We start from the raw sequence: 14,824 nt of genomic DNA on the forward strand, positions 1-14,824 counted from the left end.
TTGCGTTTCTTTCGCATCAACCTTGGCAACAAATTTAGATGGACGGGTTAAAATCGGATTACCTATTTGTATTATTTCTTTTATAATCATGGCTTTGAATTTAAATTTTCAAATTATCTTAGTGTCATTTATCACATCATAAACCAAATGAATAAATGAATTTTTCAAAACATTACATTCCTTCAGTTTCAACGCTTTTATATGTTTTAATTCTTTTTGAGTATGCAACGATTCTCCGTCAATTAGACTTGCTGTTTCTTTTCCTCCGATAAGACAGGGAGCGATAACAATAGACACCCGATCGATCAGATTGTTTCTCAAAAGCACCGCATTGAGCGTCCCGCCTGATTGAATAGTTAGCTTTTTTATTCCGTACTTACTTTTTAATTTTCTGAATAAATCAGGGAAATCGATCTTTTTTGGACACTGAAGCACCCTCAACCCATCCAGTTTCATTTTAATTGCTGGATGTGACTTTTCTGCTGTTACTACCGTCAAAGAGTTAAATTTTTTTAAAAGATATTTTATGCCACGCATTTGCAAATTATGATTATCCACGATAATGCAGTTGGCGCAAAGCTTTTTTGGTTTATCCTTTCTATTATTCACATCGAGCGACGGGCATTTTTTTGTCATTACTTTTCCTGTGATTAGAAAATGCAAATCCGTCTTTTTCTCTAAATCATAGTATTGCTGTCTCCCCTCCTTTACGCCCTTGATTTTTTGGTAATCCGTGTCAGTATCCATGGCGTCAGTATCCCCTGTGGAAATTTTTCCATCAAGGGACGAAAGCATGAATAGCGTTGTGATTGGTCGAGTTTTGTCCATGTTATTACGTAATCTATTACTTACCTCTCAATTTTACTCGGCTTTTCACTTTTTGGCAAAACAAAAAAATCCCAAATAATTGGGATTTTTTACTTGGTAGCCCCAAGGAGAGTCCCTGCCTACCGGCAGGCAGGGAACTCCTCTTTCCAGGATAACCTGCCCGCTGAAATGATTGTACCGCGTATGGGATTCGAACCCATGATTTCCAGGATGAGAACCTGGCGTCCTGACCGGGCTAGACGAACGCGGCATATAAATTGGCCCTGCCCGCAATGCTACGCATAGCGTTGCAGGCGGGCAAAATACCTAAAATTCAGTTTATCAGCAATCGAAAGATTTATCAAGTAGAGACGTAGCATTGCTACGTCTGTGTCCCTACCGAATAATCATTCCCTGACCGACATTACATAAAAAATATACTTGTTTTTATTGAAAGTATACTTGTCTGTTATTAGATTCGGGCATTTCGCTCGATATTGGTCGCGGATCCATTGGTCGGATTCTTGAAAAACAAGTTGCACGTCCTCACAGTTAATCTGATTCAGTCCGTCGAACGGACGATAAAATATATATTCTTTTATTTTCGGATAAGCGATATATTCTGTCGTTTTGAGACTCGTGTCTTTACCGCCCGCTTTGATCGAAGTATTATAGGCCGTAATGACATAATTATTTTTATGCACATCCAGATCTTTGATCAAAAGTCCCATCAGATAGAGTTTCCGTTCAAAACCGCCAGCCGTGCGCAGATCATTCGCCCAAGGTCCGAAATAGACGTAAACCTGGAGAAAGCCACTAACAATAATCACCGCGACAAGCCCAAGCATAAATGTTAATGTCATATTGGTACTTTTCCCTCGTAAAGTCACGTCGCTTGAATCGCGCATCTTGCGATAAATCTTCAGAATATATTCCATCGGAAAAACACAAAACAGAAACACGCCCGGAATCATCCCGATGATCCGCAAAGAATGAGGAATGCCTTCAATGCTAAGGACTCCCGGAATAAGCATCACCCAAAAGATAGCCTGCGCTAGGATGGCGGGATAAAATAAGCCAGAAGGACTAAATTCCGTACCTTTTTCGGTGTTTTTTCTAAGTTTTATTTTCCGGATCGTATTTTCAATGATTTCTTTCACGCTGATAATAAAACCCAGCACGAAAAAGGCCACCCAACCGGCGGGAATGAGCGGTTGGCCGTTATAGTTGTGGCGTGGATTATTGTCTCCGTGTACAAAAAAAGCTTGCAGATGACTCCAGAGACTTTTGAAAAACGCTTGCGTAGCAGTCAATTTTCCTGGATGAAAAACAGAAACGGTCTGGCTTCGGAATAAAAATTCGGCCCAATGCGTATAGAAATAGAAAAAAATAGGCAGGGCGCAAGCGATACTGATAGAAATAAACAATAAGATTACTTTCCAATTTTTCTTGAGCCAACCCTTTTCAAATAAAATATAGAATAAGCCAAAGATGATAAAAATGAGTGGCGCCACGCGAAAAGCGATGTAGGAATAGAAACCCAAACCAAGGAAAATCCCCGACGAAATAAACAGCCAATAGCTCTTTCTATTTAGCCCGCGCAAGAGAAAAAAGAGCGCCCAAACCAAGCAGAATGGAACCATGATCGCGCGAAAGGCAGTACGAGAAAAATCCAAATGCCAGAAAGAAAAAGATAGCATAAAAATTCCCAACAGCACAGAAAGGCGGGACAGTTTGAGTTCGCGCAAAAGAAAATAAAAACCAATTAGTGTCAGCGAACCCCACATCGCATTGGCCAGGCGCAGCGAAAGACTGCTCACACCGAACAATTTAATAAACATGGCAGTAACATTGATGTGCAATCCTTCCCGACCAGTATTTTCCGGATAAAATATTTTGTAATCCCCGGTTTCAATCGCACGGATCGCATCGATTCCATTATACGCCTCATCATATTGAATGCCCGGCGGAAGCACATCCAACTTCCAAAAACGCAAAAAAATTCCCGCAGTGAGAATTAGGATGACTAAAAAATAAAATATTTTCGTGTCTTTTTTTTGCATAATATAAAAAAATCATCATCTTGAGGGGAATACTGATTTTTTATTAACACAAGGCTTGCGTATTTGCCTAAAAAAAGTTCGCACGTTCATCCTTCTTAGCATCCAAAGTGTCCGGTAGACCAGCAAGGGATAGCCAATGCTAGGAAACCGTGCTCTCGAGAACTTTTTTCAGGTAAATATGCAAGTCAGAAAAATATTGAAGCTATTGAATTATCTTTCCTCCTTTACCCACTTGATCAATCTTAACCGAAAGCAATTTCGACATTCCGTCTTCCCCCATCGTCACGCCATACAGGAGCGACGCTTGACGCATTGTTTCGCGGTTGTGTGTGATGATTATAAATTGTGTCGAGTCAGAAAGATCTTGGATGATCCGGCCGAAACGCTTGGAATTCGCCTCGTCCAATGCCGCTTCCACTTCATCCAGGATAGAAAATGGTGGTGGATTGTGGGCAATAATCGCAAATAGTAAGGCCAAAGATGTCAGTGAGCGCTCTCCGCCAGAAAGCATCGCAAGACTGGCGATTTTTTTGCCGGCCGGACAAGCGGTGATATCAATACCGATTTCATCTTTGTTGTCAGCATCTTCCTCGATTGCATCTGGCGCCCCTTCCACTTCACCTTCCTGCTGGGCAACTTCTTCTTCCGAAAGATCTTCTTTTGTCCGCCGCGCTTTAATTTTAACTTTCGTCAGATGCGCGTCCCCTCCGCCAAAAATGATGCGGAAATATTTGGAAAATTCCCGGTTGATTTCATCAAAGGTTTCGTGAAATTTCTCATTCACTTTTTTCTCCATTTCTTTGATTACTTCGCGCAGCGACACCAATGCATTTTCCAAATCGGCTGATTCGGTCGTCAAAAATTGGAAGCGTTTTTCCGTCTCATCATATTCTGTCACCACCAATGGATCGATGCCACCGATCTGTTCCATCTGAAATTTCAACTTGGCAATTTCTCGTTCCAAAGAAAATTGGTCGACAATTTCCAGCTTCTTTTCCAGCAGTTCCGCTTCCACTTTCAATTCTTCCAAGATACGCGCCCGTAGATCTTCCTCACGCACCTCGATCTTAGCCAATGAAATCTTAAAATCATTAAACTTATCCTTGAAAGAATTAGCCTCATCTTGTTTCAAGCGCAACTCTCGCTCAAGCTGAAAAAATTGCTGACGTTTTTGACGATCCAAGGTAATTTCCGCTTGAATTTCCCCTACAATTTTTCGCAATTCTTCTTCGAGCGTTTTAATTTCCGCGCGTACTCGCACTGATTTGGCCTTAAGGTCAATGATGGCTTGCGAATCAACGGAAACAACAACTTCCACCGGTTTTGTTTCCACTTTTTTCACTGGAGCAGGCGTTTCCTTTTTGCCTTTTTCAATATCCCCGCGTAACTCAGTCAGTTTCTGTTGGATCTTCTTCGCCAATTCCCGCACTACTTCAATATCTTTCAAATCTTTGGCCACGTTTAACTTTTGCACCAAAATTTCTTGATCCCGCCTGATCTCTTCCAAATTGCCTTTGACATAGCTCAGATCGACCGGCTGGCTCTGAATCTTGATTTCTTCGATAATTTGGATGCTTTTTTGCTTTTCCTTTTCCAACTCGATCCGTCCCTCAGAAATGATCAACTCGCGCTCCAACTCGTTCAGGCGACTTCTTTTTTCCCGTTGGATTTTTTCCAATTCCTGCAAAGTTTCATTAGTCTTTTCCTCCTTGGAACGCCGATTAACTTCATCCATTAGCTTATCCGCTTCGCGCTGAATATTCATCATTCTCGCCCCAAATGTGTCTTTTTCTTCATTGAGCCTGACCTTGTCATCATTAAATTTGTTCCAAAGATAAGTATAGAGCTTGGTCTGCTTTTCTTTCAGATCTTTGGAAACTATCTCGCTTTGCGCCGCTTTTTCTGCTTGGCGTTTGAGAACCTTGAGGTGCGGCTTGATTTCTTCAATCAGTTCGCCTACGCGTACCAAATTCGCCTTGGTTGTTTCCAGTTTCCGCAGTGACCGTTCTTTTTTGATCTGATACTGCTTCACTCCCGCCGCTTCCTCAATCACAAACCGGCGATCAAGCGGGGTGGCATTCAAGACTGAGTCCGCCATACCTTGATTGATAATGGCATGGCTTTCTTTCCCCACGCCGGCCTTGGCTAAAATATCCACGATATCTTGCAGTCTAACTCGAGAATTGTTGACCAAATATTCACTCTCACCACTGCGAAAAATTTTGCGACAAATCGCTACCTCATCAAATTCGAGTGGCAAACGTTTTTCGCTGTTGTCAAAATAGAGCGTGACTTGCGCACTGCCCAATTTAGCTTTTTTTCCCGATCCGGCAAAAATGATGTCTTCCGATTTTTTACTGCGCAGATTTTTCATCGATTGCTCCCCAATCACCCAACGCATCGCGTCAGCAATATTGGATTTCCCCGAACCGTTCGGTCCGACAATCGCGGTTATCCCTTGCGCTCCGCCGTCGCTTGCAGACGCCGAAAAATCCAACACCGTTTTTGATGCGAAAGATTTGAATCCATTGATTTCCAGTTTTTTGAGAAACATTAAACCAATCCTGTCTAAAGAATTATTTTCTAACTAATTCCACCCATCTTACTACATTATTATAGTACTACACTTTTAGAGAAAAATAAACCCCCAACAGCGTTGACAAAATACTTCCTTGGATTTATTTCAAATCCAAGAGCCATTTCCAAGCAGGAATTATTTCGATTTTTTTCTTTCCGCTTTTTCTTTCCCCTTCCAGGCTCTCAGTGATAATTATGCCTTTTGTGAGTTTGAATTTTTCCATTGCCTCCAAGAGACCGGACACCTCCCTGTCCGCAGTTTTTGGCTCCGCCAAGCTCAGCGTCACCTGAATCGCTTCACTAATTTTCAGGCCTTTTTTGACAATAAAATCACATTCTTTTTTGCCCTTATAATAATAGACCTCCATCCCTCGTCTTTTTAGCTCTAAAAAAATCAGATTTTCCAACATCTTTCCGGAATCGCCGGAAAAGGAAAATGCCACGGAATTTCGCAGACCATTATCAATAGCATACATTTTCTTGTTTGAAACATACTGCTTTTTCAAAGAAAAATCATACTTGAAAAGCTCGAAGGCTAAATAGCTTTCCGCAATAAATTCGATGTAATTTTTCACCGTTGTGGCGCTCTTTATCCCCAAAAAATTCTTAAGCGAATTATAGCTAATCTCGCTCGTGATATTGGTGAACAAATAATTGACCAGCGATTTGAAATTTTTGGTTTCCCGGATCTTAAAGCGTGCCAGAAGATCGCGATAAACAATATCCTCAAATATCTGCTTGGTTATTTCACCATCTTTAGTTTTGACAAACTCGGGAAATCCACCACCGAACAGATATTGCTCAAAATATTTCAGCACTTCCACTTCTTTTTTCGTTCCTTCCTGTTCAATCGAAACAGAATGGAAATGCAGGAATTCCTTGAAGGAAAAAGGGTACAGTTCTATTTTCAAATACCGCCCGGTGAGGTGCGTCGCCAATTCGCCACTAAGCAATTTCGCATTTGATCCGGTTAGAAAAATTTTATAACCTTCTTCGAAAATTCTCCGCACAAAGCGTTCCCATTTCGGCACATTTTGGATCTCATCGAGCAAGATCACTTTTGTGTTTGATCTCTTTTGAAAAGCAACCATCAGATTTTGAAAATCCGCCACGGTAAAATCTACTAATCTTTCATCATCGAAATTAAGATAGTGGAAGGCCGGATAATGCAAGGAAAATTGCTTGAGTAAAGTTGACTTACCAGCGCGCCGAATTCCCGAGATCACGGTTATTTGTTTTGTTTTCAGATATTTTTCAAAATCAACATCACGCAATGTTCCCGGTTTTTTTTCACGAAACGTTTCTGCTTGATCGCTGATTACCCGTCCCAAAAAGCCTAAATCTAGCATAATATTATTAACTTTAGTAATGTTGATAATTTAAGCATATCAACATTAGTATTATACATAAATTATGTGAACCCGTCAAGCCAATTTCGCTCACCCTCCTATTTTCAATCTATTCCACACTCAATCCGCTCGGCGCAGTTGGCGAAACAGTATCAGCCTCTCCTTGCAATGGATGCGGATAAGTATATGGAGCGTATCCCAAATATGCATTATCTCCTGTCGCAGTAAAAACCATATTGCCTGCGTTAGGGTAAACACTGCCGTCAGTCGGATAGCTGGCTGATGCGCCATTCGCTCCGGTGAAAGTTTCTTTGCCATGTGTGCAGACATTGCCATATCCATCGGTGGTGTCACCTGCTGCGCATGGGGCGTGGAGGAAAAAATCGCGATCTTGCAAGAGTCCGGCACTAACATGAGGCGAAGCTTCAACATAGCCATACTCTCCATCATTAAAATCAGCTCCCCGATAAGTATTGTTCCACATAAAAGAATTATGCACCTGGTCTTCGGCCGGCCAAGCTGTTCGCAGGATTGACCAATTATCGCTGTAATATTCCTCCTCTTGAAAATAGATCCTTGGATTATATTGAACCGTTCCCGTGATGGAATTATTAAAAATCAGATTGGCAGAGCCCCGAGTCAAAAACATAAAATCAATTCGCTTGCCATGCTCGACGTTATTATAGAACTCGATAACTGATTGACCCCTTCTCTGACAAGAACCGGCTTCCCAATAGCCTGCTCCGCCACAGCCACCATCAGCACTGCCATGAGCCATAAAAGGTGTATAAGTGCCTACTTCATCCGGTATATCATCAGCATCAAACTCATTATGCCGAACAACCAGTTTTCCGCCATTGAAAGTCGCTATTTGCTCTTGCGTGTAGCCAAGAGTGTAACTGGCATTGGTAACAAAATGATTATCCTCAACATACAGAGCGTCGGATGTTCCAGCTGCTAGCGAGCTCCAAGATGCATCAGCATTGGTTCGACTGCCCGAACTAAACTCGACGCCAATTACCGGATTATAAAAATAGTTATGATCAATCAGTCCTTTTAGATGATCAAACAATATTGGCTTGCTGCCAAAGTGAAAAATATTATTATCAATTCTAATTTCACCACCAGAAATACCACCTTGCATTTCATGCACAAAAATAGCAGCTTCTGGAGTCGCGTTTACCATTTGAAAGGTAAAATCAGTGATGCGCACCAGACTGCTCGCAGTGAAACCGGTAATGTTGAAAAATCCGTTCGGCATTGTTCCGCCGGCGGTGAGCGTTGTTTCATTACCCAAAATAGTCACCGCCTTCCCTACTGTAAGCGCTGATGACCAAGTGCACGCTCCGCTGACTGGAAAAGCAATTGTGTCTCCAGTTGATGCGGCATTGTAAGCCGTTGTGACATCCGCCAAGGAGCAACTGCCGGCAGTATGCGTGTCTGCAAGAGAATTCCTTGCCACCCCAAACACCCCACAAAAAATGATTGCGAGAAAGAATATTTTTAGTTTTAGATTTTTGATTGACATTTTTTAGTTAAAAATTATTCTACTGCCAGTCCGGTCGGAGATGTTGGCGAAGTGGTATCGGCTTCGCCTCGGAGTGGATGAGGATAGGTGTATGGCGTGTAATAAACAGACCAGGCATTTCCATTCCATTTATAAAGCGTTCCTGAAATATCATCACTCCTATTTTCTGAACCGACGCCTTTGGCCCCAATCAGAGTTGAGACATTGGAACAAGATTGATTGGTGACCCAAAAACCAACTCCTACATTAGTTCCGCTGCCTGGATTGATCGCGTTCATTTGCGCCAATGTCCCGCAACCTACACCAGATGTTCCGTCGAAACTACTGGTATAATTCCAATAATCAACATTTTGAGTGATCGTATACGGCGAACCGACTGAAGCATCACTACAAAAATCAAAACCTTTTGTCATCGGCATCAGGCTGCCGCCGGAATAATTGATCCAGGTATATGTATTTTGGACATGTTGAGAATAGTTTGATCCGTCATTTTGACCGGCAGGATCCTGGCAGGAATCGCAAGAATATTGATTATAGGTAATCGTCGGTTTGTAATATGAATCATTATCGTTATAAAACATCAATAACCAACTGCCGCGATGTGCTATCCAATTTGAAAAAGCCGGAGCGTTGACTATTTTGTTTCCATATACTTCCAGCTTGATATTGGACCATTCTTGGCAATTGATATAAGTTGGATCACACAAATCATGTCCCTCATAACCGCAATCCCAATCCCTGCCCACCCGGTAGGAATCTCCGGACGCATTGGCTGAACCCATAGCGTTAAAATGCAAAGTGTCATTGGTATTGGTCGTGGTAGTAATAGATGTGATCAAATCATATTGCCCCTTAGTTGTGTTATAAACCAACGTACCGACTTTTGCTCCCAGCGCAACAAAATTTTTGGCAGTATCAATCAAAGTAGTTGTTGATCCACCCGTAGCCGTTCCAGTCGTGACGAGTGATGATTTCATCGATTGCAAGCCATGATTAACCCAAAGACCGGATAGAGTGGCATTGGTCAAATCTTCAGTATTGTACCGAAACACCAAACCAGGCGAACCTTGCCCGTCATCAAAAAGCCCTCCTTCCATGGTTGTGGTCAAACTGACTAAATTGTCCTCTACAAATAATCCTACGTCCGTTCCGTATTCTCTCGGAACAATTCCCCATGAAATGCTGTCATTTCCGCTCGGCCTGACCAGATAATCAACATTTATGAAATGATTCAAATAAATTACACCGTAGACTGGGCCATCCACCATTATCATCGTTCCGTTAACTCCGCTATTTTGCAATATATTATTATGAATTTTAATATTGGATATTGCGTTGCTATTGCTTGAATTTATTATCCGCAATGAGCCTTGAGCTTTATAGGTTGAATCGCCATCCAAAGTAAATCCACTAAACTCAAAGGTCGCATCTGAAGTAATAGAATCCAGGTCGGGATAGTATAAAATTTGTCCTCGGTCAGTCGCGCCAGCAGCAATGATTTTAGTTGTTCCGCCGATTCCGCCTTCCAGCGCTATGCCTTTGGTAATATTCAATAAATGGCCATAGCCGTCGGCTCCTGTTGTTTCCGTCGACCAAGTAGCTGTTCCGGCACAAACTTGAATTGTGTCTCCCTTGCTAGCCGCTGCCACGGCCGCAACAACTGCAGGTTGAGCAGGGCCAACACAAGCCGCCAAAGAATTCCCAGCCACCCCAAAAATACCGCCAAAGATTATTGCAAGAAAAATAATTTTTAATTTTAATTTGTCATTTTGCATTTTTATTTTTACACTTTTTAATTTACCATGAGTCCTGTCGGAGAAGTCGGAGAAATAGTATCCTCTCCGCCTCTCAGTGGATGTGGGTAGGTATATGGTTGATAATAGAGCGTCCAAGTATTCGGTGCTGTGCATTTATAAAATCTTCCGGCTTGTGTATATGTTTTCATATCACCCATTTCTTCAGGGACTTCAGAGCAAGGCGAGTAGGAAGTCTGCCAATAGCCGTCGCCAATTGCACAAGAACTTGTCGGGACAGCACTTCCACAATTGATCCCCTTTTGCACATTGCCATCTAAAGTATTGGGATTATAATTCCAATAATCCACATTTTCCGTAATAGCATATGGTGAACCGACTGCATAATGCGCGCAATTGTCTTCCGAGACATAGATCGGGCGATTAGTACCATTGCCCAAATTATTCCAGACATAAGTATTTTGGACATGCATCGAGTATCTAGTTCCAGTTCCATTCTGGCAACTATCGCAAGAATATTGATAAATATCAGGAAGTGGCATATGCCCCGTTCCTGTTACTACATTATTGAACATCAGCATCCAACTACCCCGCAAACGCATCCATTCTTGCGGCGTGCTATAAGGATTGTAAAGATTAGAATGGATATTCCCGTACCACTCTGTTTTTATCTGCGACCACTGCTCACAACTTCGTCTTTCTGGATAACAAGAATTGGGAACATTAAAAGGCGCATAGCCACACTGCAAATTCACAAAGCTATCATTATCATCTGTTGTCATGCTTTGCAATCCATGCAAATCTTGCCACTGATTTCCATCCAAAAGCACTTGTCCCAAATCATATGTGTTATAGCGAATAATCATACTTCCACCCTGTCCAGCTGAAAATGCACCAGCCGATGGAACCGTAGTTGCCGATATCACATTATCTTCAAAGAAAAAATTATTGCCCGTGCCATATTCCCGTTGCCCCAGATCCCAAGATTTTTCATTACGTCCCTCTTCCCGAATGACCGTTTCGCATTCGATAAATGTGTTGGCATATGCCACGCCATAGACCGGTCCGTTCAAGTTGATTGTTTCCTGGCGTTCATTTTTGAAAATATTGTCATGGATTTTTATATTCGACAACGGAGTTGTTCCCGAATTACTGACATCCAGCACTCCTTCGTAATAAGTTATGTTATTTGCATCAACAGTAAACCCACTAAATTCAAATGGAGTGTCGTTGGAAATTGAAGTCGTGTCAGGTTCGTAAAGAATCGCTCCATATGGCGCAGCGCCAGCAAGAGTTATGCTTGTCGTTCCGCCTATGCCACCTTTCAAATTAATTCCCTTTTTCATACACAACGCTGTGTTACCAGCGCATCCTTGCACTCCGGCCGTCCAAGTTGCGCTTCCCGCACAAACTTCCACTGTATCTCCATAAGTTGCGGCGACCACAGCAGAAACCACAGCCTCCTGAGCCGGTCCCACGCAAGCCGCCCAAGATTTCTCCGCCATACCAAAAATACCGCAAAAGATTATCGTGAGAAAAAATATTTTTAGTTTTAGGTTTTGGATTTTGAAATTCATTTGGAATTTGTCCGCCAGCTGGCGGATTAAAATTTATTCCACTGCCAGCCCCGAAGGCACAGTAGGCGGCGTCGTGTCACTTTCTCCAGAAACATATTCATAGGCACCAATGTCCCAGAGACCAGAGGATGGACGAGCGACGCCGTTTTTGTCAAAACAAATCTCCGGTGTTTCTGAGCACAATGCAGTCAGATTAAACCCGGCGCTGATGGCAGCTGATCCGACGCCCAACGTACCGTTCGCTTGAAGGTTGAGAGCGGAAACTGTCGGCTGACTACCATGCTGGTCAAAACCACATTCTCCGGCCGGATAGACGCCGACCGTATTCCAGTTACTAAAGGAATAGATGGCGCCGGTTTGATTGGACCAGTTATCAGCGTCTCCGCAATAGAAATTATAGTCAATAGCAGACAAGTCCGGCCAAGGAATTTCCGATCCATAAAGAGAAATGAAAGTGCCGGCATCATTTCTGATCAAATTGTTTTTGACAATTGTTGTCCCATCGGGATCAGTAAGACTAATTCCTATTCCACCAACCCCATTGTCAATTATGGTATTATTGACCACCAAAAGATTAGTAAGCAGGTCATGATTCCAAGCGCCTGTAACGATCCTCCCATTGGCGGGATAATTTATCGGGTCATAAGACGAGATGAAAAGATTGTTGAATATCTTATACCCGTCCATGATACACCCCTCTCCGCCATCAGGATTTAAGAATATGCCAAAGCTAGTTGTGTGGCTATCTACTGACGGATATTTGGAATAATAACCGTCAAAATAGTTGTCATAGATTTTGACATTAGACGATGTGCCGCTACAGAAGGCGTGGATTCCGTTGTGATGATAGAAATTGGACGGCTCGTCCCAATTATAGCAATCGCTCATTTCATTATCGTGGATCGAGCTGTTGCTAGAAGCTCCGATTTTGATGTGCCGATTGATATATTGGCTGTAATTGTTTTTCACCTCTGTTCCGCTGCCAGAAATATAAACCGCGCATTCAGCGTTTTTGATCGTGTTACTGTAAATCGTATTATTATCCCCTGTCGTTACGATTCCTGTCGCCGTATAAAAATCTCCGTCATCAGTATTGGCAATATGTATCTGAAGATTTTCGATGTCCATTTTAGTAACGCTGCAGTGGGAGCCAGCTACATTAATACCTGTACCTTCTGATTGGTAGGCGCAAGTCCCGCCAGGACAAGCTTGGCCAATGGTACCATCCAGAGTCGCGACGATTTTCCCGTTCGTACCGCCATCTACATTAACATAGTTGTGAGAAATATAAATTGCTCCCGTGGCATTTGGCCAAGCCGGAGAAGTCAAAACAGCATCCGTTTCGAATTTGACCGTGATCGGTGCGCCGAATGAGCCATCGCCAGCCGAAGTGATCGCGTTAGTATTATAGGGCTCCGTTATGGTGCCGCATATGTGCAGTGTATTCCCAGCGATCCAATTGGAAGCATTATTAATACCATAATAAGAATCACCCAAGTCATAGGCATTGGCACAGTCTGTCCCATTCTCACTGCCTGCTGCCGATGAAGCAAAATAAACATCCGCCGCGAAAGACTCTCCTGCCATTCCAAAAACCCCGCAAAAAAGAATTGCAAGAAAAATAATTTTAAATTTTAATTTGTAATTTTGCATTTTTACACTTTTTAATTTACCATAAGTCCGCTAGGAATATTTGGCGGAGTAATGTCAATTTCTCCTTGCAACGGATGTGGATAGGCGTAAGGAATATAATTCCAACTTGTTTTCGTTCCACAATCAATCGACGGATCGTGATAACAAAAATCTCTATCTTGAGCAAACCACGCACTGTCCCCTGCGATAGTCGCAGAATCATTACACGCGCCACCCGTCGCACAAGTTGCCGTAGTCCCATTATTATACCAATAGACTGGGGAGGGATATTGATTCCTTCCTCCAGCTCCATACTCCTGACCCCAGCCCGTCTGATCCCGACAAGGATAGCCATTTCCTCCACTGCTTCCATCTACATTATCCACAGTAGCAAGGCAAATTGCGCTCCCATCTGTACCGATAGGACAATCCGAATTACTCGTACAAGCTACTATGCACGATCCACTTGCACTTCCATAACAGTCTCCATCGCCTGAGCATACTGCATGGTTTCCACCGCTGCAATGCATAAAAGTAGGAGTATTACAAGCTCTTACTATTGCTCCTGTGCAAGCCGCACCCAAAAATCCAGACCCAACAGTTGCGCGCCAAACTTGGGCGAAACCCGGAGTCCAAAAATCGCCAGTAATCGTGTTGTCGTACACAATCGCACCCCCGCCCCGCAGAGCAACAGCTGTTAAATTATTACAATTACCCCCGACACAATTTATTGTATTGTTGTAGACTTCTGTCATTCTTTGACCGCGCGCAGCAGGAGTGCTCCCCGTATCATGCATCTGGATATCACCACCGTTAATAATATTATGCCTCACAACCAGCCTGACGCCATGCTCAGTGTCTGTCAGATCACCGTTAGCACCACCTGTCCAAGTGAAGGTCGAGTCTTCGATAAAAATAGCCCAATCAGTGCCATACTGATCTGCACTTTGCCAAGTAGAATTATTGCCAGCTATCTTAAGAAGCCTTGACCATTGATTGCTTAGAAGGGTGATATGATCAAACAACGCCTTTGGATGAGATGGGATGAGCCACCATGGATCAATCGTGAAAGCGTGTCCATTAATGTTGGTAAATTTTAGATGATCCGCTCGAAGAGAATTCCAGATTGTGCTTTCATCCCCACTCAGGCGGATAAGTTGTTCTTCTAGCCCTCCACCGCCACCCACAGTTCCTGCAAACCCCAGATCGGTAATTCTAAAATTCGCCCCACTTGTAAGCGAAACGCTGAACAAGGTTGTATTATTAGCCGTCAAGGTTGTGGCATCGCTTCCATTGCCTTTTATTGTTATCCCCTTTGTCACCGAGACATAAGACGACCATGTCGCCGATGTGCAGTTAAGATAGACCGTATCACCAGCAACAGCAGCATCAACAGCAGACTGAACATTCGCTTGGGAACAGTTTGTCACATTAATTATCGTAGCTTGAGAATTTTCCACCAATCCAAAAATCCCGCCAAAGATAATTGCCAACAAAAATATTTTTAGTTTTAAATTGTCATTTCGCATTTTCATTT

General features: G+C 42.8%; 9 protein-coding genes and 1 tRNA gene. All 10 read right to left on the reverse strand.

Going from position 1 to position 14,824, the window contains the following annotated elements; genetic code table 11:
* Positions 1-108: 108 nt before the first annotated feature.
* Complete coding sequence (locus tag WC848_05505; GenBank protein ID MFA5962112.1) at positions 109-828, reverse strand: dihydrofolate reductase family protein; 720 nt, start codon at positions 826-828, stop codon at positions 109-111.
* A gap of 175 nt (positions 829-1,003) precedes the next feature.
* Positions 1,004-1,078 (reverse strand) — tRNA-Glu (locus WC848_05510).
* Positions 1,079-1,214: 136 nt separating this feature from the next.
* Entirely contained in the window at positions 1,215-2,870 is a 1,656-nt protein-coding gene (locus tag WC848_05515) for a glycosyltransferase family 39 protein (GenBank protein MFA5962113.1), read from the reverse strand.
* Positions 2,871-3,072: 202 nt separating this feature from the next.
* Positions 3,073-5,424 (reverse strand): AAA family ATPase, encoded by a 2,352-nt coding sequence (locus WC848_05520; protein ID MFA5962114.1) that lies wholly within the window; start codon positions 5,422-5,424, stop codon positions 3,073-3,075.
* A gap of 124 nt (positions 5,425-5,548) precedes the next feature.
* Positions 5,549-6,796: an ATP-binding protein gene (locus WC848_05525; GenBank protein MFA5962115.1), complete on the reverse strand. Its 1,248-nt coding sequence runs from the start codon at positions 6,794-6,796 to the stop codon at positions 5,549-5,551.
* Between the two features lie 109 nt (positions 6,797-6,905).
* Entirely contained in the window at positions 6,906-8,324 is a 1,419-nt protein-coding gene (locus tag WC848_05530) for a hypothetical protein (protein ID MFA5962116.1), read from the reverse strand.
* A gap of 14 nt (positions 8,325-8,338) precedes the next feature.
* The gene (locus tag WC848_05535; protein ID MFA5962117.1) at positions 8,339-10,099 is read right to left on the reverse strand and encodes a hypothetical protein; all 1,761 of its coding nucleotides are present in this window, start codon (positions 10,097-10,099) and stop codon (positions 8,339-8,341) included.
* Between the two features lie 17 nt (positions 10,100-10,116).
* Entirely contained in the window at positions 10,117-11,655 is a 1,539-nt protein-coding gene (locus tag WC848_05540; GenBank protein MFA5962118.1) for a hypothetical protein, read from the reverse strand.
* 33 nt (positions 11,656-11,688) lie between these two features.
* Positions 11,689-13,308 carry a choice-of-anchor Q domain-containing protein gene (locus WC848_05545; GenBank protein ID MFA5962119.1) on the reverse strand — a complete coding sequence of 540 codons (1,620 nt, stop codon included), beginning with the start codon at positions 13,306-13,308 and terminating at the stop codon, positions 11,689-11,691.
* Between the two features lie 11 nt (positions 13,309-13,319).
* Positions 13,320-14,822 carry a hypothetical protein gene (locus tag WC848_05550; protein ID MFA5962120.1) on the reverse strand — a complete coding sequence of 501 codons (1,503 nt, stop codon included), beginning with the start codon at positions 14,820-14,822 and terminating at the stop codon, positions 13,320-13,322.
* Positions 14,823-14,824: the final 2 nt, after the last annotated feature.

It is taken from the genome of Parcubacteria group bacterium, assembly GCA_041659505.1.
Taxonomy (GTDB): Bacteria; Patescibacteriota; Minisyncoccia; order Moranbacterales; family UBA2206; genus UBA9630.